Source organism: Enterobacter cloacae complex sp. CARB60 (genome assembly GCF_036487345.1).
Lineage (GTDB): Bacteria > Pseudomonadota > Gammaproteobacteria > Enterobacterales > Enterobacteriaceae > Enterobacter > Enterobacter asburiae_D.
Map to the genome: position 1 here is coordinate 3,922,442 of NZ_JAZKLC010000002.1, position 19,873 is coordinate 3,942,314.

The window sequence follows — 19,873 nt, forward strand, 5'->3', positions numbered from 1 at the left end:
AACACGCGCTGCGAGGGTTAAGCCTGGGCTGCCAGGCTCACTTCTTTTGCCACCCGTTCCGTCGCATCAGGGATAGCGGCCGCGCGCGCGCGTTGCGCCATCTCCAGCAGTGCGTCTCTGTTCCAGCCCGCCAGGGTGGTGGCGACCGCGTCGGCGGTAAATTGTGGCTGCTCAAATATCTTCGCGGCACCGGCTTTCTCAAGCGGGAGCGCATTCCAGTACTGCTGTCTGTCTTTGTGCTGGAACGGCACAAACAGGGCCGGCAGACCGGCGGCGGCGATCTCGCTCACCGTCAGCGCACCTGAACGACAGACCACGACATCGGCCCAGGCATACGCTGCCGCCATGTCGTCGATAAACTCTGTGACTTTATGCTGCGGCTGACCTTCGTCTGCGTAAGCCTGCTCAACGGTCTGCTGAGCGCCTTTTCCGCTCTGGTGCCAGATCGTCACGGCGTCCCCCAGCTTTGCGGCTACCTGCGGCATCGTCTGGTTTAAGATACGCGCGCCCTGAGAGCCGCCGACGACCAGTACACGAACCGGCCCTTCACGGCCCGTCAGGCGAGCGTCCGGCAGCGGCAGCGCCAGCACGTCCACACGCACCGGGTTACCCACCACGTCCGCTTTCGGGAACGCGCCGGGAAACGCCTGCATAACTTTGGTGGCGATTTTCGCCAGCCATTTGTTGGTCAGACCGGCAATACCGTTCTGCTCATGCAGCACGACGGGAATACCTAACGACCACGCCGCCAGCCCGCCAGGACCCGAGACATAGCCGCCCATGCCCAGCACCACATCGGGCTTAAAGCGCTTCATGATGGTGCGAGCCTGACGCCAGGCGTTAAAAATACGCACCGGTGCCAGCAGCATTGCCTTGAGGCCTTTGCCCCGAAGGCCGGAAATACGAATAAAGTCGATCTCGATACCGTGCTTCGGTACCAGATCGGCTTCCATGCGGTCTGCGGTTCCCAGCCAGCGTACCTGCCAGCCCTGATCCATTAAATGGTGCGCAACCGCCAGTCCCGGGAACACGTGTCCGCCGGTACCGCCTGCCATCACCATTAACCGCTTCGGTTGATTCATCGTGAACCTCGTGTAAACGCCTGGGCTTTTTCCAGACGCGTTTCATAATCTATGCGCAACAAAAACATGATGGCTGTCGACATGATCAACAGACTCGAACCACCATAACTGATCAACGGCAACGTCAGACCTTTGGTCGGCAGCATACCCGCTGCGGCCCCGACGTTAACCAATGCCTGGAAGCTAAACCAGATACCAATTGAGCAGGCTAAGAATCCTGAGAAGCGGTGATCGATCTCCAGCGCTTTCCGGCCGATAGACATGGCGCGGAAAGCGACGAAGAATACCATTAATAGCGCTAATACCACACCGATATAACCCAGTTCTTCCGCAATAATGGAGAAGATGAAGTCAGTGTGCGCTTCCGGTAAATACTCCAGTTTCTGTACCGAGTTACCCAGACCCTGCCCCCAGACTTCACCGCGACCAAAGGCCATCAGCGACTGCGTCAGCTGGTAACCGCTGCCGAACGGATCTTCCCACGGGTTCCAGAACGAGGTCACACGGCGAATACGGTAAGGCTCGGCGAGGATCAGCAGCACAACCGCCGAAATCCCCATCCCGATGATAGCGATGAACTGCCACAGCTTCGCGCCCGCCAGGAACAGCATGGCCAGGGTGGTAACGAACAGCACGACAACGGTACCGAGGTCAGGCTGCGCCAGCAGTAATACCGCCAGCACCAGAATCACACCCATCGGTTTTAAGAAGCCGCGCAGGTTGTTACGCACTTCATCTACCTTACGCACCAGGTAGTTAGCCAGGTAGCAGAACAGGGAAAGCTTGGTAAATTCCGCAGGCTGAATACGCAGCGGGCCAAAGGCGATCCAGCGCGATGCCCCGTTAACAGAGCTCCCCACCACCAGTACGATCAGCAGCATAATAATCGAGGCGATCAGCATCGCCGTACTGTGCCGCTGCCAGAACTCCATCGGCAGACGCAAGGTCACCAGCGCCAGACAAAACGCCAGGATGATGTAAAGACCATCACGCTTGGCAAACAGGAAAGGATCGTTCGCCAGACGCTGTCCGACAGGCATTGAGGCTGACGTCACCATAATAAAGCCAACCGCCGCCAGCCCCATTGTGAGCCAGAACAGCGTGCGATCGTACATGACAAGGCTGTCGTTATCTTTTTGACGAGAGCCCATCACCCAGCCTTTGAGCGCCGCAAACACCCATGCCAGGATCCCAAATCCTGGCAGGCGCGGCATTTTCAGGCGAGGGAGAGATAAACGCATCAGCCTAACTCCTTCGCCAGTCGGGTAAAGACATCACCACGCTGTTCGAAATTCTTGAATTGATCGAGGCTGGCACAGGCCGGAGAGAGCAGCACCATATCGCCAGGCTTCACGCGAGGAGCAATCAGGCGCATCGCCTGTTCCATGGTTTCGGTTTGCTCGGCAACGTCAGGGCGCAGTTCAGCCAGCTCGCTGCCGTCACGGCCGAAGCAGTAAAGACGGACGTTATCACCGGAGAGATACGGCTTCAGGGAGGAGAAATCAGCGGATTTACCGTCGCCGCCCAGCAGCAAATGCAGCGTGCCGTCGACGTGCAGGCCGTTCAGCGCGGCCTCCGTGCTTCCCACGTTGGTCGCTTTGGAGTCGTTGATCCAGCGCACGCCGTTGTGCTCCAGCGCCAGCTGGAAACGGTGTGCCAGGCCAGAAAACGTGGTTAACGCTTTCAGGCTGGAGGAGCGCGGCAGACCTACTGCATCCGCCAGCGCCAGCGCCGCAAGGGCATTGGTATAGTTGTGCTGACCTGTGAGCTTCATCTCTTTCACGTTCAGCACTTTCTCACCCTTCACGCGCAGCCAGGTTTCGCCCAGCTGGCGGTTCAGGTGGTAATCACCCATCGTGATACCGAAGCTGATACAGCGATCGTCTGCACCGCGTACGGGCATGGTCAGCGCGTCATCGGCGTTAACAACGCAGACTTTGGCATTTTCATAAACGCGCAGCTTGGCGGCACGGTACTGCTGCAGGCCAAATGGATACCGGTCCATATGATCTTCAGTCACGTTGAGGATCGTCGCAGCCGCAGCGTGCAGGCTGGAGGTCGTTTCCAGCTGGAAGCTGGAAAGCTCGAGAACATACAGCTCGCAGCCTTTGTCCAGCAGCATCAGAGCAGGTAAGCCAATGTTACCGCCAACGCCGACGTTCTTGCCCGCCGCTTTCGCCATTTCACCCACCAGGGTGGTGACGGTACTTTTACCGTTAGAACCGGTAATGGCGATAACGGGCGCCTGCGCTTCGCGGCAGAACAGCTCGATATCGCCGACAATCTCAACGCCCGCATCCGCGGCAGCGCTCAGCGAAGGATGCGCTAGCGCCATACCCGGGCTGGCGACAATCAGATCGGCTGCCAGCAGCCAGTCATCATTCAGACCACCAAGGTGGCGTTCAACCTGTTCCGGCAGTTTGTCCAGACCCGGCGGAGAGACACGCGTATCCATCACGCGTGGCGTCACGCCGCGTGCGAGGAAAAAGTCCACGCAGGAGAGCCCAGTGAGGCCCAACCCGATGATAACGACTTTTTTGCCCTGGTAATCTGCCATGATTAACGTACCTTCAGCGTTGCCAGGCCAATCAGCACCAGCATCAGCGAAATAATCCAGAAGCGCACAATCACGCGCGGCTCCGGCCAGCCTTTCAGTTCATAGTGGTGGTGGATCGGCGCCATACGGAAGATGCGCTGACCGCGCAGCTTGAACGAACCGACCTGCAAAATCACCGACAGGGTTTCAACCACAAACACGCCGCCCATGATCACCAGCAGGAACTCCTGACGCAGCAGTACGGCGATAATGCCGAGCGCACCGCCCAATGCCAGAGAGCCGACGTCACCCATAAAGACCTGCGCCGGATAGGTGTTGAACCACAGGAAGCCCAGCCCCGCGCCGACTATCGCCGTACAGACGATCACCAGCTCACCCGCGTGACGCAGATAAGGGATGTGCAGATAGTTCGCAAAGTTCATGTTACCGGTCGCCCACGCCACCAGCGCAAAACCGGCGGCCACAAAGACGGTTGGCATAATGGCCAGGCCATCCAGACCGTCGGTCAGGTTAACGGCGTTGCCGGTACCAACAATCACAAAGTAGGCCAGCAGGATGTAGAACAGCCCCAGCTGTGGCATCACGTCCTTAAAGAACGGCACGACCAGCTCGGTGGCTGGCGTGTCTTTTCCGGCCAGATACAGCGCGAAGGCCACGCCCAGCGCGATCACCGACATCCAGAAATATTTCCAGCGCGCGATCAGGCCCTTAGTATCTTTACGAACGACTTTGCGGTAATCATCAACAAAACCGATGATCCCGTAACCCACCAGTACCGTCAGAACGCACCAGACGTACGGGTTGGAGGGATACGCCCACAGCAGCACGGAAACGACGATGGCGGTCAGGATCATGATCCCGCCCATGGTCGGCGTGCCGCGCTTGCTGAAGTGCGATTCCGGACCGTCGTTACGTACAACCTGGCCGAAAGAGAGTTTTTGCAGACGGGCAATCATGCGCGGGCCCATCCACAACGAGATGAACAGCGCAGTCAGCAGGCTGACGATGGCGCGAAACGTCAGATAGGAAAAGACGTTAAAGCCTGAATAATATTTGACCAAATGTTCGGCCAGCCAAACTAACATGTCCCGTTCTCCTGTAATGCGTGCACAACCTCTTCCATGGCGGCACTACGTGAACCTTTCACTAACACAGTCACAATTTGTTTTTCTGTAATTAACGCCTTAAGGCGCTCTATCAACGCGGTTTTGTCAGCAAAATGCTCGCCAACGCCGCTGGCATGGCTAATCGCCTGGCTCAGTTTTCCTGCGCTCAGCACGCAGTCCAGCCCCGCCGCTTTCGCCGCTTCACCGACCTGGGTATGGCAGGCTTCACTTTCGTCGCCCAGCTCTGCCATATCGCCAACCACCATGATGCGGTAGCCCGGCATTTCAGATAACACCTGCACCGCCGCCGTCATCGAGCCAACGTTCGCGTTGTAGGAGTCATCCAGCAGCAGCTTGTTTTCTGAAAGCTGAATCGAGAACAGGCGTCCCGGTACGGCTTTCAGGTTCGCCAGCCCGGTTTTAATCGCTTCATGCGACGCGCCCACCGCCGTCGACAGCGCCGCCGCCGCAAGCGCATTGGCGATGTTATGGCGACCCGGCAGTGGCAGCAGCACCTCTACGCCACCCGTTGGGGTGGTGAGGGTGAACTCCGTGCCGTGCGACGTCACATGGATATTGGTCGCGGTAAAATCACTGTTGGCCGCATTCGGCGAGAAGCGCCAGGTTTTGCGCGAACCAATGATGCTCTGCCAGTTCAGCCAGTCGTTGTTGTCGGCGTTCAGGATGGCGATACCGTCATCCGGCAGACCGGTGTAAATCTCACCTTTGGCTTTCGCTACGCCTTCCAGCGAGCCAAAGCCTTCCAGATGCGCAGCCGCGAGGTTATTCACCAGCGCGGCTTCCGGGCGAGTCAGGCTCACGGTCCAGGCGATTTCGCCCTGGTGGTTTGCCCCTAACTCGATCACCGCAAATTCATGTTCTTTGGTCAGGCGGAGTAATGTCATCGGCACGCCGATGTCATTATTGAGGTTGCCCGCGGTATAAAGCGTATTGCCGCACTGGCTGAGGATCGCCGCCGTCATCTCTTTCACCGACGTCTTTCCTGATGATCCTGTCAAGGCGACAACGCGAGTAGGAACCTGCTGGCGAACCCAGGCGGCCAACTCACCGAACGCGAGACGCGTATCTTTCACCACAATTTGCGGCAGATCGATATCGAGCTTGCGGCTGACCAGCAGCGCACCGGCGCCGTTCTCTTTGGCCTGTTCAGCAAAATCATGCGCGTCAAAACGCTCGCCTTTCAGCGCCACAAACAGACAGCCTGCGGTGATTTTGCGGGTGTCCGTCGTAACGGCATCAATCGTCAGGTCTTGCCCGTGCAGGTCGCCCTGCAGGATGGCAGCGGCCTGGCTTAAGGTGATGCTAATCATGCCACGACTCCCAGCAGACGTGCTGCCGTTACGCGATCCGAGTAGTCCAGACGGCGGTTGCCAACGATCTGATAATCTTCATGGCCTTTACCCGCCAGCAGGACAACATCATTCTCCCGCGCCTGCATGATGGTGTTCGTCACGGCTTCCGCACGGCCTTCCACCACGCGAGCGCGGCCCACGTCCAGCATGCCCGCCAGAATGTCATTGATGATGGCGCGCGGCTCTTCCGTACGCGGGTTGTCATCGGTGACTACCGGAATATCTGCGAACTGCTCGGCAATAGCCCCCATCAGCGGGCGTTTGCCTTTATCGCGATCGCCGCCGCAGCCAAACACGCACCAGAGCTTCCCTGTGCAGTGCAGGCGCGCCGCTTCCAGCGCTTTTTCCAGCGCATCCGGCGTGTGGGCATAATCAACCACAACGGTCGGCTTGCCCGGCGCGCTGAACACTTCCATACGGCCGCAAACCGGCTGCAAACGCGCTGAGGTTTTCAGCAGGTCAGCCATCGGATAACCCAGCGCCAGCAGCGTTGCCAGCGCCAGCAGCAGGTTGCTGACGTTGAAGGCGCCCATCAGGCGGCTTTCGATTTCGCCTTCACCCCAGGAAGAGGCAAAGCGGATTGTTGCCCCGCTGTCGTGATAATTCACCGCAACCGCCTTCAGCCAGCGGCCGTGGCAGTTCGGATTAATATGGTCTTCCATCGACACCGCAACCGCATCCGGCAGCTTCGCCAGCCAGCGGCGGCCCACTTCGTCGTCGGCATTGATGATGGCTTGTCCGTAATGGTGAGTAGAGAACAGCAGCCATTTCGCGGCTTCGTAATGCTCCATATCACCATGATAATCAAGATGATCGCGGCTCAAATTGGTAAACACTGAAGCGGCAAATTTCAGCGCCGCGACGCGGTGCTGTACCAGACCGTGGGAAGAGACTTCCATTGCAGCAAAGGTTGCCCCCTGCCCTGCCAGACCGGCAAGCACATGCTGTACGTCTACCGCCGAGCCGGTGGTGTTTTCCGTCGGGCTCACTTTGCCGAGCAGTCCGTTACCCACGGTCCCCATCACCGCACCGGTTTCACCCAGCAGCTGGGCCCACTGCGCCATCAGCTGCGTGGTGGTGGTTTTACCGTTGGTACCCGTCACGCCAACCAGGCGCAGCTGGTCGGAAGGTTCGTGATAAAAACGCCCCGCCAGCGCGGAAAGACGCTCGTTTAACTGGCTGAGATAGATAACCGGCACCCCGTGCATTTCACGGATCTCACCGTCGGTTGCCTCATCTTTGGCCTCAGCAATAATGGCAGCCACACCTTGCGCAATCGCCTGCGGGATATAACGACGCCCGTCCGCCTGATGACCAACCACCGCCACAAAAAGATCGCCAGAAGCAGCCACGCGGCTGTCCAGTACCATCTCTCGCAGTGCTCGCTCCGGTGCATTTGGCACCCACGGAGCGAGAAGGTCGCGCAAATTACGATCTGCCACCTGTACCCTCGCCTTGATTAATTACAAATTCACTTTTTTCGCCCGTCGCCAGCGCATCCGGTTCAATGTTCATGGTGCGTAACACGCCGCCCATGATAGCCCCGAACACAGGCGCGGAGACGGCGCCGCCGTAGTATTTACCCGCCTGTGGATCGTTTATGACGACCACCAGCGCAAAACGCGGATTGCTTGCAGGCGCAACGCCTGCGGTATAGGCAATGTATTTGTTGATATAGCGGCCGTCCGGCCCTACTTTTTTCGCCGTACCGGTCTTGATGGCGATGCGATAACCTTTGATTGCCGCCTTCACGCCGCCGCCGCCGGGCAGCGCCACGCTTTCCATCATATGAACAACAGTACGGACGGTCGATTCCGGGAAGATACGCTCACCGGGAACCGGTGGATCAACTTTGGTAATCGACAGCGGACGATAAACGCCATAGCTGCCGATCGTTGCGTAGACTCGCGCTAACTGTAACGGTGTCACCATTAGCCCGTAGCCGAAAGAGAAGGTGGCCCTCTCTATGTCAGACCACCGTTGTTTTTGAGGATATAAGCCACTGCGTTCTCCGACCAACCCCAAATTGGTCGCCTTTCCAAGCCCAAAACGTGAGTAAGTCTCTACTAACGCTGAGGACGGCATCGCTAACGCCAGCTTTGAAACACCGACGTTACTCGACTTCTGTAACACCCCGGTCAGGGTCAATTCGCTGTAGCGCGCCACGTCTTTGATTTCGTGACCGTTAATTCGGTAAGGAATGGTATTCAGTACGGTGTTTTCATTGACGATACCGCGCTGAAGTGCAGTCATGACCACCATCGGCTTAACGGTCGAACCCGGTTCGAACACGTCGGTGATGGTGCGGTTACGCATAACATCCTTCTGCGTACCGGTAAGATTGTTAGGGTTGTAGGACGGGCTATTGGCCATCGCCAGCACTTCACCCGTGCTGACATCAACTAACACAGCGCTGCCCGATTCCGCTTTGTTAAAGGCCACGGCGTTGTTCAGCTCGCGGTAAACCAGCGCCTGTAAGCGCTCATCGATACTCAGCGCAAGGTTGTGTGCGGCCTGGCTGTCCGTTGAGGAAATATCCTCGATCACGCGACCGTAGCGGTCTTTACGCACAATGCGTTCGCCGGGCTGGCCGGTCAGCCATTTATCAAAGCTCTTTTCAACGCCCTCAATCCCCTGGCTATCCACGTTAGTGAAGCCAATGAGGTGAGCGGTTACTTCGCCGGAAGGATAATAACGACGGGATTCTTCCCGCAGATGGATCCCCGGCAGCTTCAATTTTTTGATGTAGTCCGCCATGTCAGGGTTCACCTGACGCGCCAGATAGATAAAACGCCCTCTCGGATTCGTATTCACGCGTGAAGCTAACTGGTCCAGCGGCATCTTCAGCGCGTCCGCAAGGGCCTTCCAGCGGTTATCAAGCGTGATACCGCCAGCATCATGCAGTTCTTTCGGATCGGCCCAGATAGCCTTCACCGGCACGCTCACCGCCAGCGGACGACCCGAGCGGTCGGTAATCATCCCACGGGACGTTGACACTTCCTGGACGCGCAGAGAGCGCATATCGCCCTGGCGTACCAGCATGTCAGGAGCGACGATTTGTAGCCAGGCCACGCGTCCCAGCAGGAAACCCAGCGCCAGTAAAATGCAGCCGCAAAGCAACGCAAAACGCCAACTGATAAAGTTGGCCTGTTCTTCCTGACGTTTTGGTTTTAGCGTTTTTGCCGCTGCTTTCATGCGTCGCGTTTTCCCTTATTTTTGTACTACGATATTTTCCTGCGAAGGATCAACATGCTGCAGCTGCAGCTTTTCCGTTGCGATCCGTTCAACCCGGCTGTGATCGCCGAGCGCGTTTTCTTCAAGGATCAAATTTCGCCATTCAATATCCAGCGCATCGCGTTCCAGTACCATCTGCTCGCGTTGCGCAGTCAATAAACGTGTATGGTGGGCGGTGGTCACCACCGTAACTGCCGTGACAATGATGCAAATGAACAGACAGAGTGGCAGTTTCCCAAACCGCAAAAGATCGTCGCCGATCACGCCAGGCAAGGCATGGCGCTCGTTGCTTCCTAACGAATCCTTAACTTTGCTTAGGGTCTCTGTCACTCTGCCGATCATGCGTTCGTCCTCTCTGCAACACGCAGCACTGAACTACGGGCGCGTGGATTCTCTGCCACTTCTTCTTCGCCCGGCATCAACTTGCCTAATGCTCGCAACTGACGGCCACCCAGCTTCCTGAGTTGTTCTTCCGTCATCGGCAGCCCCGCTGGTACCTGTGGACCGCGGCTTTGTTCACGCATAAAGCGTTTCACAATACGGTCTTCCAGCGAATGGAAGCTGATGATGGATAACCGCCCACCCGGGGCCAGCACGTCGAGCGAGCTTTTTAGCGCCAGCTCTATTTCCTCCAGTTCACTGTTTACCCAGATGCGAACCGCCTGGAAGGTACGGGTCGCGGGATGTTTGTGCTTATCCTTCACCGGCGTCGCCGCCGCGATCACTTCGGCCAACTCTTTGGTGCGGGTCATTGGCTCAATGCGATTGCGCTCAACGATGGCGCGCGCAATACGTTTGCCAAAGCGCTCTTCGCCGAACGTTTTGATGACCCATGCAATATCGGCTTCGTCAGCGGTCTGTAACCACTCAGCGGCAGACTGACCGCGCGTCGGGTCCATCCGCATGTCCAGCGGGCCATCTCGCATAAAGGAGAAACCACGTTCAGCGTCATCAAGTTGAGGTGAAGAGACGCCAAGATCGAGAAGAATCCCGTCGATCTTGCCCGTCAGGCCGCGCTCAGCGACATATTCCGCGAGCGCAGAGAAAGGTCCATGCACGATGGAAAAGCGTGGGTCATTGATGGTCTGTGCAACGGCAATAGCCTGCGGATCGCGATCGATTGCCAGCAGGCGTCCTTCCTCTCCAAGCTGGGAGAGAATCAAACGCGAGTGACCACCGCGACCAAACGTGCCATCAATGTAGATGCCATCCGGACGAATATTCAGGCCGTTAACGGCCTCGTCCAGTAACACCGTTTTGTGTTTATAATTTTCCATCATATTTATAGAGACAAGTCCTGCAGCCGTTCCGATAATGTCGCGGAATCAGACTGCTCAGCGTCGATATCTTCCTTGACCTGTTGATACCAAGTCGTTTCATCCCACAGTTCAAACTTGTTGAACTGCCCGACCAGCATCACTTCTTTGGTCAGACCGGCATGTTGCCGCAACACAGGGGCAATCAGTAATCGCCCTGCGTTATCCATCTGACATTCACTGGCATGTCCCAATAACAGCCGCTGCACGCGGCGTTCCTGCGGGTTCATGCTCGACAGTCGCGACAGCTTTTGCTCAATAATTTCCCATTCAGGCAAGGGGTAAAGCAGCAGGCAGGGGGAGTTAATGTCAATGGTGCAAACCATTTGACCCGCAGCGTTCTCAATCAGCTGGTCGCGGTATCGGGTTGGTACCGATAAACGCCCTTTGCTGTCGAGATTGACTAACGTAGCTCCACGGAACATGCCAGTCTCACCCCTCCTCACCACTTTAACCCACAAATTCCCACCTAAAGGAGTTTACGGAGCGAGGGAAAAGCTTGTCAAGCCAGGACTCTCCCTATAAGGACTCGAAAGCCCTCTATTTACAGAGATAAACAGTCCTGGTTAATAACTGCACAACTGGCGAGGCAAAATTAACGTTATGAATATTTGTAAGAAAAAAACCGAATATGCACACTAGCGTTAAAGCTCACTCAATATCATCGCAGATAAATATAAAGTGTCAGTTTGCGACGCGGGCAGCATTTTATGACAGATTCTCAGGGGATAACAGCGCCAGATTCACCCAGGCACACGGTAAGCGCGGCGGTTGCCACGTAAGCTGGCAAAGGAGGAGGAAAAACGTCTGAATATTCATCGACCGAAGAGGGTTTGTAACAAAATAATACAAAGAGTACTGTTTAAAATCGCCCTGACGTTCTTTAAAAGGACAATTTAAAAGCCAGAATGAATTAAGAAAAATAGGTGATTATGATCCCCCAAGAATTATCCTAATTTCTCTCCGGGAATTATCTGCACGAATTAACACAACAAAATGGGGCAGATTTCGCCGCCCCGGTCATTTCATTTTTGGCGGCTTAAAATTCCGCGATGGTAGAGATTACGTTTGATACGCGTCAGGCCCGGCTTCGGCTTGCGCGGCTCATCCAGGCTTGCCAGCACAATCTCAAGCACGCGTTCAGCGACATCGCGGTGACGCTGTGCTACCGCCAGCACCGGGCACTGGAGGAAGTCGAGCAGCTCGTTATCCCCGAATGTGGCAATCGCCAGGTCGGAAGGCAGTTTACCTTCACGGCGTAAGGTCACATCCATAACGCCCTGCAAGAGGGCAAACGAGGTGGTGAACAGCGCCTGAGGCATCGGATGCGTTTCCAGCCATTTCTCGAACAGCTGCGCCGCGGCTTCACGCTCGTAGCTGTTAGCATAAAGGTAGTGAACCTCGCGCGGATCGTCTTTCCAGGCGGTTCTGAACCCCTGCTCACGCAGGAAGCTCACGGAAAGCTCGGGCAACGCGCCAAGATACAGCACCGTTTCAGCGGGGAATGTTCTCAGCTCTGCGGCCAGCATTTCTGCATCATCCTGATCCGCACCCACGACGCTGGTGAAATGCTCGCGATCGAGCGCGCGATCCAGCGCAACGATTGGGAACGGGTCGTTCGCCCAGCGCTGGTAGAACGGATGCTCTGGCGGCAAGGAGGTCGACACGATGATGGCATCCACCTGGCGCTGGAGAAGATGCTCAATGCAGCGCATCTCGTTGTCGGGCTGGTCTTCCGAGCAGGCAATCAGCAGTTGATAGCCGCGCTGGCGCGCCTGCCGTTCAAGATAGTTGGCGATACGGGTATAGCTGGTGTTTTCCAGGTCAGGGATCACCAGACCTATAGAGCGGGTACGCCCGGCACGCAGACCGGCAGCGACAGCATTCGGATGGTAGTTATGCTCACGAACCACCGCCATAACTTTTTCAACGGTCTTATCGCTGACACGGTACTGCTTTGCTTTACCGTTAATCACATAGCTGGCCGTTGTTCGTGACACGCCGGCTAGCCGGGCGATTTCATCCAGTTTCACAATTGCCCCTTAAAAAAAGAAAAGAGTCCATGGCCCTGTCAAGGTTATGGTTAAATCTTTTAACATCTAAACGCAGAAAAGCCTTCGCGGCAACCGCTTTTATCTGCGTTGTCGGCTGATTACGCAAAAAAAAGCCCGGCTTTGGTGACCGGGCAGAAAGAGGCGAACCTTTTTGACAACTAACGCATGATTTTCTCGCCGCGTGACAGACCCACTACACCCGATCTCGCCACCTCGACAATTTTTGCGACGTCCCGCACGGACGCCAGGAAAGCATCCAGCTTGTCGCTTGTCCCTACCAGCTGAACCGTATAAAGAGAAGGCGTGACGTCGATAATTTGTCCGCGGAAAATATCCGCATTGCGTTTGACTTCCTCACGCCCGTATCCACTGGCCTGGATTTTCACCAGCATGACCTCACGTTCAACGTAGGCACCCTGCCCCAGCTCGCTCACGCGCAGTACGTCGACCAGCTTATGCAGCTGTTTCTCAATCTGCTCAAGCACTTTGGCATCGCCGACGGTTTGGATCGTCATGCGCGACAGCGTGGGGTCTTCCGTCGGGGCAACGGTCAGGCTTTCAATGTTATAGCCGCGCTGCGCAAAAAGGCCAATGACGCGCGACAGTGCGCCAGACTCGTTTTCCAGTAAAACAGATAATATCCGGCGCATATCAGGTTCTCTCCGTTTTGCTTAACCACATTTCATCCATACCACCACCACGAATATGCATCGGATAAACGTGCTCGGTTCCATCAACAATCACGTCCATAAAGACGAGGCGGTTGTTTTTAACGTGCTCAAGCGCTTGTGCGAGCTTCGTTTCCAGCTCGGCCGGATCGGTCACCCGCATGCCTACATGGCCGTAAGCTTCAGCAAGACGAACAAAGTCCGGCAGCGATTTCATGTAGGACTGAGAATGACGGCCAGAGTAAATCATATCCTGCCACTGCTTCACCATACCGAGATACCCGTTATTCAGGTTCAGCACCAGTACCGGCAGTTCATACTGCAGTGCGGTAGACAGCTCCTGAATGTTCATCTGAATACTGCCATCTCCGGTCACGCAGACGACGGTTTCATTCGGCAGCGCCAGCTTCACGCCCAGCGCGGCAGGCAGACCAAAGCCCATCGTTCCTAAACCACCGGAGTTGATCCAGCGTCGCGGTTTATCAAACGGGTAATACAGGGCGGCGAACATCTGGTGCTGCCCCACGTCTGAGGTCACGTAAGCCTCACCTTTCGTCAGTCGCCACACCGCTTCGATGACCGCCTGCGGCTTAATGCTTTCACCTTGCGTGTCATATTTCAGGCACTGGCGCGCGCGCCACTGTTCAATCTGCTGCCACCAGTCGCGGATCTCATCCAGCGGTTGGGTTGCACTCTCCTGGGCCAGCAGGTCCAGCATTTGCTCCAGAACCTGACGGGCATCGCCGACGATCGGCACATCAGCCGACACCGTTTTTGAAATTGACGTCGGATCGATATCAATGTGCAGCACGGTGGCGTTCGGGCAATACTTCGCCAGGTTGTTGGTGGTGCGATCGTCAAAGCGCACGCCGACAGCAAAGATGACATCGGAATGATGCATCGTCATGTTGGCTTCATAGGTACCGTGCATACCCAGCATCCCCAGCGCCTGACGATGGGTGGCAGGAAACGCCCCCAGCCCCATCAGTGACGATGCAACAGGCAGGTTAAGCTTTTCAATCAGTTCACGAAGCTGGACTTCGCAGGCAGAGTTGATCGCCCCGCCACCGACATAGACCACCGGTTTTTTGGCCGCCAGCAGCGTTTGCAACGCTCGCTTGATCTGGCCTTTATGCCCCTGCGTTGTTGGGTTATAAGAGCGCATGCTGACTGATTCGGGCCATACATAGGGCAGCTTGTTTGCCGGGTTCAGGATATCTTTAGGCAGATCGACCACCACCGGTCCGGGACGTCCGCTCGCCGCCAGCCAGAAGGCTTTTTTCAGTACGCCGGGAATGTCTTCTGTTTGCTTGACCAGGAAGCTGTGCTTCACAACGGGACGCGAAATCCCGACCATGTCGCACTCCTGAAACGCATCGTAGCCAATCAGTGAGGTTGCCACCTGCCCGGAGAGGATCACCAGCGGGATAGAGTCCATATAGGCCGTCGCAATGCCGGTAATGGCGTTTGTCGCGCCGGGGCCGGACGTGACTAATACCACGCCCACTTCACCCGTCGCACGCGCCAGGCCGTCAGCCATGTGCACTGCCGCCTGCTCGTGACGTACCAGGACATGGTCAATGCCCCCTACCGTATGCAGCGCATCATAAATATCGAGGACCGCGCCGCCAGGATAGCCGAACACTTGCTTTACGCCCTGATCGATCAGCGACCGAACGACCATTTCCGCGCCAGACAACATCTCCATGCTTTGCCTCCAGGCATTTTGTTATAGACGGACTGCCGAATTCATTTCCGCACCGTCTTACGATTGGGATAAACCAATCTTATATATTGCAGAGTGTTCTTTACCTTAACCGCTCGTTATGAGGCAGGCAATTAGCAAACCCGGGGAGATAAACGGCGCGTAAAGCAGAAAAAGCAGCCGTTAACAGAAGATATGGTTAATTCCTCTGGGAATAGAGGATGGGGTGATGAATCATCGCTGAAAAGCGCGACAATGCAGGAAATCATCTATTTTTGCGTGCTGGAGAGTAGCCCGAAAAAAAGCGCGACAGAACAAAATAGCAATTATCTAAAAGAATTCAGGATAAATCACATAAACCAATGCGATTTACCCTGAGGCGTTTACCGGCGACAGATGCCAACCAGCAACTCTTCCATCCACTGATGTCCTTTATCCCGACCCGCAGCTTCATGCCAGGAAAGATAACAGGTACGGCTATTTAGCTTGAGCGGCAGAGGCAAAATTTGCAGATTTAAAGGGTCAGAAAACTCTTCTGCCAGCCAGCGCGGCGCAATCGCCACCAGTTGCGTCTGGGAGACCACATTTAATACGCTAACCATGGCCATGCCCTGATAAGCCACGCTCGCCTGTTTATCCGCAGTGTCATACCACGGCAGGCTAAAGGACGCATATCTGTCGAGTGCCACAACGGCGTGCTGCTCGTTATAAACATCGCTTTCTCGCAGCGGAGAATTCAGGCGCGGATGTTTTTTACTGGCGACCAGAACCATTTCATCTTTAAACAGCGGCACGCAGGAAAATTCTGGGCGACGGAACTCTTCATATCCCAGAACGAATTCGATCTCCTGATAGCGTAACTGATGTTCCGTGTTTTGATTCAGAGATGATTTAAATACCAGATTGATATTGGGTGCGATCTCTTCAACTTTATTATAAATAATCGACGTTAAATAATTATCTAATGGGCTACAGACGCAAAGATGGAATACGCGCTCGCTGCTTAAGGGTTCAAAGCCCGAGCCGGGCAGCTCGTTTTGTACCAGCTGCAACGCCTGGCGGATGGAGCCAAACAGCTGAAATGCGCGCGCCGTAGGCTGGATCCCTCTCCCGTAGCGAACAAATAACTCGTCGTTAAACATGATTTTAAGTCTGGCGACGGCATTACTCACGGCAGGTTGTGACATCCCCAACGTGTGGGCCGCGCGGGTGATATTCTGTTCCTGCATGACAGCATCAAACACCGTCAGAAGATTAAGATCCACCGTCCGTAACTGCGGTTTAATCCCATCAGTAGCTTGAGGTTGTTTAATATTATTTTCTGGCACTTCTGACTCCACTGTCACGCTACACTCCCTTTGCCATCGTAGGGTAATAATCTTGAGAAATATGATTTATCATGCAAATACGATCAGCGAAAGAGAATTATTTAAAATTCGGAATATATAAAGACTCTATATTAACGAAAATTAATGAGCGCAAATGATATGTTTGACTTTAGGGTTTGAATGAAACCATAAACCAAACAAATACACAATTGCCATCAGGTTAATGATGACTTAAGTATTATTAAACTGTTATTGCTTTCGGCCTACAGTTAGTTAACAACCTGTTATCTGCGCTCGCTTTTCAACGTTTTGGAATAGATTCACTGCATTTATAACTTAATGATATCTAAACCCTTTAAGCACAAAACATTCTCCCCAGGACATTTCACTCATTTTTAAACAATTATATTTATTTGTTTCTGCAACTCTTTTCTTAAGTCCAAAATTAGACAATTAGTCGGGTCGAGGAAGCTAAAACCAGCACAATTAGCTAAAGTGAATATCCTGTTGATTCCGTCTGTCGGGCCCGTTTTCATCGTCAGGGGTTGACATGAACGGCCGTATCCAGTACCACTAAAAGCATATTGAATTTAACGGAGCACGATTCATGACTCGCACCATTCGTTTCACCGGTCTACTACTACTAAACGCATTCACTGTGCGCGGTAGACTGGCGGGCGAAATTCAGCGTTGAATCGTCACCAGTAAGACTAAAAACCCGCGCCACTGCGCGGGTTTTTTTATGCTCGTAGCAAGGCGCCCTAAGACTGACAAGGACCTAACCCATGAGCCAGCAAGTCATTATTTTCGATACTACTTTACGTGACGGTGAACAAGCATTACAGGCGAGCCTGAGTGTAAAAGAGAAACTGCAGATCGCGCTGGCTCTCGAACGTATGGGTGTCGACGTGATGGAGGTCGGTTTCCCGGTCTCGTCTCCGGGTGATTTCGAATCCGTCCAGACTATAGCTCGCACCATTAAAAACAGCCGCGTGTGTGCCCTGGCGCGCTGCGTAGAGAAAGACATCGACGTTGCTGCCGAGTCATTGAAAGTCGCCGAAGCGTTCCGTATCCACACCTTTATTGCGACCTCGCCTATGCACATCGCAACCAAGCTGCGCAGCACGCTGGATGAGGTGATTGAGCGCGCGGTCTACATGGTTAAGCGCGCACGCAACTACACCGATGACGTTGAATTCTCCTGTGAAGATGCGGGCCGTACGCCAATCGAAGATCTGGCGCGCGTCGTGGAAGCCGCCATCAACGCGGGCGCGAAAACCATCAACATCCCGGACACCGTCGGCTACACCATGCCGTTTGAGTTCTCCAACATCATCACCGGTCTGTATGACCGCGTACCGAATATTGATAAGGCAATTATCTCCGTCCACACCCACGATGATTTGGGTCTGGCCGTGGGTAACGCCATCGCCGCCGTCCACGCCGGGGCGCGCCAGGTAGAAGGCGCGATGAACGGTATCGGCGAACGCGCGGGCAACTGTTCGCTGGAAGAAGTGATCATGGCGATCAAAGTGCGCAAAGACATTATGAATGTGAATACGCGCATTAATCACAATGAAATCTGGCGCACCAGCCAGACCGTCAGCCAGATTTGCAACATGCCCATTCCGGCTAACAAAGCTATTGTCGGCACCGGTGCCTTCGCGCACTCCTCCGGTATTCACCAGGATGGCGTCCTGAAGAACCGCGAAAACTACGAAATCATGACCCCGGAATCCATCGGCCTGAATCAGGTGCAGTTGAACCTGACCTCCCGTTCCGGCCGCGCGGCGGTTAAGCACCGTATGGAAGAGATGGGCTATAAGGACAGCGATTACAACATGGATCAGCTGTACGACGCGTTCCTGAAACTGGCCGACAAAAAAGGTCAGGTGTTCGACTATGACCTGGAAGCGCTGGCCTTTATTAACAAGCAGCAGGAAGAGCCAGAGCACTTCCGTCTGGATTACTTCAACGTGCAGTCAGGCTCCAGCAACATCGCCACCGCCTCGGTCAAACTGGCCTGCGGTGATGAAATTAAAGCAGAGGCCGCGAACGGTAACGGCCCTGTCGATGCCATCTACCAGGCGATTAACCGCGTCACCGAATACGACGTTGAGCTGGTGAAGTATGACCTGACGGCCAAGGGCCACGGCAAAGATGCACTGGGTCAGGTCGACATTGTTGTTACCTACAACGGCCGCCGCTTCCACGGCGTGGGCCTGGCGACCGATATCGTTGAATCCTCCGCCAAAGCGATGGTGCACGTTCTGAACAACATCTGGCGCGCCGCCGAAGTCGAAAAAGAGTTGCAACGCAAAGCTCAGAATAAAGAGAACAACAAGGAAACCGTGTAATGTCGAAGAATTACCATATTGCTGTGTTACCGGGCGACGGTATTGGTCCGGAAGTGATGGCACAAGCGCTGAAAGTACTGGAAGCCGTTCGCGTGCGTTTTGCGATGAAAATCACCACCAGCCACTACGACGTGGGCGGTATTGCGATTGATAACCACGGTACGCCACTGCCGAAAGCGACCGTGGAAGGCTGTGAAAATGCCGATGCCGTGCTGTTTGGTTCCGTCGGTGGCCCGAAATGGGAACACCTGCCGCCAGCCGAGCAGCCAGAGCGCGGCGCGCTGCTGCCGCTGCGTAAACATTTCAAGCTGTTCAGCAACCTGCGTCCGGCGAAGCTGTATCAGGGTCTGGAAGAGTTCTGCCCGCTGCGCGCGGATATCGCCGCCAACGGTTTCGACATTCTGTGCGTGCGTGAACTGACCGGCGGGATCTATTTCGGTCAGCCAAAAGGGCGCGAAGGCAGCGGACAACACGAGAAAGCGTTCGACACTGAGGTGTATCACCGTTTCGAAATCGAACGTATCGCCCACATCGCGTTCGAGTCGGCGCGTAAACGCCGCCATAAAGTGACCTCTATTGATAAAGCGAACGTGCTGCAGTCTTCCATTTTGTGGCGCGAGATCGTCAGTGAAGTGGCTAAGCAGTACCCTGACGTCGCGCTGTCGCACATGTACATCGACAACGCGACCATGCAGCTGATTAAGGATCCGTCCCAGTTTGACGTGCTGCTGTGCTCCAACCTGTTCGGCGATATCCTCTCTGACGAGTGCGCGATGATCACCGGCTCCATGGGCATGCTGCCCTCCGCAAGCCTGAATGAAGAAGGCTTTGGTCTGTACGAGCCTGCGGGCGGCTCCGCGCCGGATATCGCAGGCAAAAATATTGCTAACCCGATTGCGCAGATCCTCTCCCTGGCCCTGCTGCTGCGCTACAGCTTGGATGCAGGCGATGCGGCAACCGCAATTGAGAACGCCATTAACCGGGCGTTAGAAGAAGGCGTCCGTACCGGTGATTTAGCACGCGGCACGGCGGCAGTCAGTACCGATGAAATGGGCGACATTATTGCCCGCTATGTCGCTGAAGGGGTGTAATC

General features: G+C 55.2%; 17 protein-coding genes. 3 read left to right on the forward strand and 14 right to left on the reverse strand.

What is annotated here, in order from left to right; translation table 11 throughout:
• Positions 1–17: 17 nt before the first annotated feature.
• The 14 genes from murG to leuO all read right to left on the reverse strand — a co-directional run bounded on the left by murG (position 18) and on the right by leuO (position 16,441).
• Positions 18–1,082, reverse strand: a complete 1,065-nt coding sequence (murG, locus tag V4835_RS19865) for an undecaprenyldiphospho-muramoylpentapeptide beta-N-acetylglucosaminyltransferase (protein ID WP_023334504.1) — start codon at positions 1,080–1,082, stop codon at positions 18–20.
• Entirely contained in the window at positions 1,079–2,323 is a 1,245-nt protein-coding gene (ftsW, locus tag V4835_RS19870) for a cell division protein FtsW (RefSeq protein ID WP_023310395.1), read from the reverse strand. The genes murG and ftsW overlap by 4 nt, the downstream gene beginning before the upstream one ends.
• Positions 2,323–3,639: a UDP-N-acetylmuramoyl-L-alanine--D-glutamate ligase gene (gene murD, locus V4835_RS19875; protein WP_063143347.1), complete on the reverse strand. Its 1,317-nt coding sequence runs from the start codon at positions 3,637–3,639 to the stop codon at positions 2,323–2,325. The genes ftsW and murD overlap by 1 nt, the downstream gene beginning before the upstream one ends.
• Before the next feature lie 2 nt (positions 3,640–3,641).
• Positions 3,642–4,724, reverse strand: coding sequence for a phospho-N-acetylmuramoyl-pentapeptide-transferase (gene mraY, locus V4835_RS19880; RefSeq protein WP_008501985.1), 1,083 nt, complete (start codon positions 4,722–4,724; stop codon positions 3,642–3,644).
• On the reverse strand, positions 4,718–6,076 hold the full coding sequence (gene murF, locus V4835_RS19885; RefSeq protein WP_331413397.1) for a UDP-N-acetylmuramoyl-tripeptide--D-alanyl-D-alanine ligase: 1,359 nt from the start codon (positions 6,074–6,076) through the stop codon (positions 4,718–4,720). Before murF ends, mraY begins: the two co-directional genes overlap by 7 nt.
• A complete protein-coding gene (gene murE / locus V4835_RS19890; RefSeq protein WP_331413399.1) occupies positions 6,073–7,560 on the reverse strand; it encodes a UDP-N-acetylmuramoyl-L-alanyl-D-glutamate--2,6-diaminopimelate ligase in 1,488 nt (495 codons plus the stop codon). The genes murF and murE overlap by 4 nt, the downstream gene beginning before the upstream one ends.
• Entirely contained in the window at positions 7,547–9,313 is a 1,767-nt protein-coding gene (locus V4835_RS19895) for a peptidoglycan glycosyltransferase FtsI (protein WP_063143344.1), read from the reverse strand. The genes murE and V4835_RS19895 overlap by 14 nt, the downstream gene beginning before the upstream one ends.
• A gap of 15 nt (positions 9,314–9,328) precedes the next feature.
• Positions 9,329–9,694, reverse strand: coding sequence for a cell division protein FtsL (ftsL, locus tag V4835_RS19900; RefSeq protein ID WP_008501989.1), 366 nt, complete (start codon positions 9,692–9,694; stop codon positions 9,329–9,331).
• A complete protein-coding gene (rsmH, locus tag V4835_RS19905; RefSeq protein WP_023310390.1) occupies positions 9,691–10,632 on the reverse strand; it encodes a 16S rRNA (cytosine(1402)-N(4))-methyltransferase RsmH in 942 nt (313 codons plus the stop codon). Before rsmH ends, ftsL begins: the two co-directional genes overlap by 4 nt.
• Positions 10,633–10,634: 2 nt before the next feature.
• The gene (mraZ, locus tag V4835_RS19910; protein WP_021240528.1) at positions 10,635–11,093 is read right to left on the reverse strand and encodes a division/cell wall cluster transcriptional repressor MraZ; all 459 of its coding nucleotides are present in this window, start codon (positions 11,091–11,093) and stop codon (positions 10,635–10,637) included.
• Between the two features lie 600 nt (positions 11,094–11,693).
• Positions 11,694–12,701 carry a catabolite repressor/activator gene (cra, locus tag V4835_RS19915; RefSeq protein ID WP_008501993.1) on the reverse strand — a complete coding sequence of 336 codons (1,008 nt, stop codon included), beginning with the start codon at positions 12,699–12,701 and terminating at the stop codon, positions 11,694–11,696.
• A 179-nt stretch (positions 12,702–12,880) separates the two neighbouring features.
• On the reverse strand, positions 12,881–13,372 hold the full coding sequence (gene ilvN, locus V4835_RS19920) for an acetolactate synthase small subunit (protein ID WP_008501994.1): 492 nt from the start codon (positions 13,370–13,372) through the stop codon (positions 12,881–12,883).
• A gap of 1 nt (position 13,373) precedes the next feature.
• Entirely contained in the window at positions 13,374–15,098 is a 1,725-nt protein-coding gene (gene ilvI / locus V4835_RS19925; RefSeq protein WP_331413402.1) for an acetolactate synthase 3 large subunit, read from the reverse strand.
• Between the two features lie 380 nt (positions 15,099–15,478).
• A complete protein-coding gene (gene leuO, locus V4835_RS19930; protein WP_321220992.1) occupies positions 15,479–16,441 on the reverse strand; it encodes a transcriptional regulator LeuO in 963 nt (320 codons plus the stop codon).
• 589 nt (positions 16,442–17,030) lie between these two features.
• Here leuO and leuL point away from each other — a divergent pair.
• The 3 genes from leuL (at position 17,031) to leuB (ending at position 19,871) form a co-directional block, all read left to right on the forward strand.
• The gene (leuL, locus tag V4835_RS24440; protein ID WP_074147213.1) at positions 17,031–17,117 is read left to right on the forward strand and encodes a leu operon leader peptide; all 87 of its coding nucleotides are present in this window, start codon (positions 17,031–17,033) and stop codon (positions 17,115–17,117) included.
• A 91-nt stretch (positions 17,118–17,208) separates the two neighbouring features.
• Positions 17,209–18,780 (forward strand): 2-isopropylmalate synthase, encoded by a 1,572-nt coding sequence (gene leuA / locus V4835_RS19935; RefSeq protein ID WP_331413403.1) that lies wholly within the window; start codon positions 17,209–17,211, stop codon positions 18,778–18,780.
• Complete coding sequence (gene leuB / locus V4835_RS19940; RefSeq protein ID WP_063143340.1) at positions 18,780–19,871, forward strand: 3-isopropylmalate dehydrogenase; 1,092 nt, start codon at positions 18,780–18,782, stop codon at positions 19,869–19,871. The genes leuA and leuB overlap by 1 nt, the downstream gene beginning before the upstream one ends.
• Positions 19,872–19,873: the final 2 nt, after the last annotated feature.

What these genes read in the sequence shown, in the direction of transcription:
- murG (WP_023334504.1), bottom strand. Translation starts at nt 1,082, where the DNA reads ATGAATCAACCGAAGCGGTTAATGGTGATGGCAGGCGGTACCGGCGGA.
- ftsW (WP_023310395.1), bottom strand. Translation starts at nt 2,323, where the DNA reads ATGCGTTTATCTCTCCCTCGCCTGAAAATGCCGCGCCTGCCAGGATTT.
- murD (WP_063143347.1), bottom strand. Translation starts at nt 3,639, where the DNA reads ATGGCAGATTACCAGGGCAAAAAAGTCGTTATCATCGGGTTGGGCCTC.
- mraY (WP_008501985.1), bottom strand. Translation starts at nt 4,724, where the DNA reads ATGTTAGTTTGGCTGGCCGAACATTTGGTCAAATATTATTCAGGCTTT.
- murF (WP_331413397.1), bottom strand. Translation starts at nt 6,076, where the DNA reads ATGATTAGCATCACCTTAAGCCAGGCCGCTGCCATCCTGCAGGGCGAC.
- V4835_RS19895 (WP_063143344.1), bottom strand. Translation starts at nt 9,313, where the DNA reads ATGAAAGCAGCGGCAAAAACGCTAAAACCAAAACGTCAGGAAGAACAG.
- ftsL (WP_008501989.1), bottom strand. Translation starts at nt 9,694, where the DNA reads ATGATCGGCAGAGTGACAGAGACCCTAAGCAAAGTTAAGGATTCGTTA.
- rsmH (WP_023310390.1), bottom strand. Translation starts at nt 10,632, where the DNA reads ATGATGGAAAATTATAAACACAAAACGGTGTTACTGGACGAGGCCGTT.
- mraZ (WP_021240528.1), bottom strand. Translation starts at nt 11,093, where the DNA reads ATGTTCCGTGGAGCTACGTTAGTCAATCTCGACAGCAAAGGGCGTTTA.
- ilvN (WP_008501994.1), bottom strand. Translation starts at nt 13,372, where the DNA reads ATGCGCCGGATATTATCTGTTTTACTGGAAAACGAGTCTGGCGCACTG.
- ilvI (WP_331413402.1), bottom strand. Translation starts at nt 15,098, where the DNA reads ATGGAGATGTTGTCTGGCGCGGAAATGGTCGTTCGGTCGCTGATCGAT.
- leuL (WP_074147213.1), top strand. Translation starts at nt 17,031, where the DNA reads ATGACTCGCACCATTCGTTTCACCGGTCTACTACTACTAAACGCATTC.
- leuA (WP_331413403.1), top strand. Translation starts at nt 17,209, where the DNA reads ATGAGCCAGCAAGTCATTATTTTCGATACTACTTTACGTGACGGTGAA.
- leuB (WP_063143340.1), top strand. Translation starts at nt 18,780, where the DNA reads ATGTCGAAGAATTACCATATTGCTGTGTTACCGGGCGACGGTATTGGT.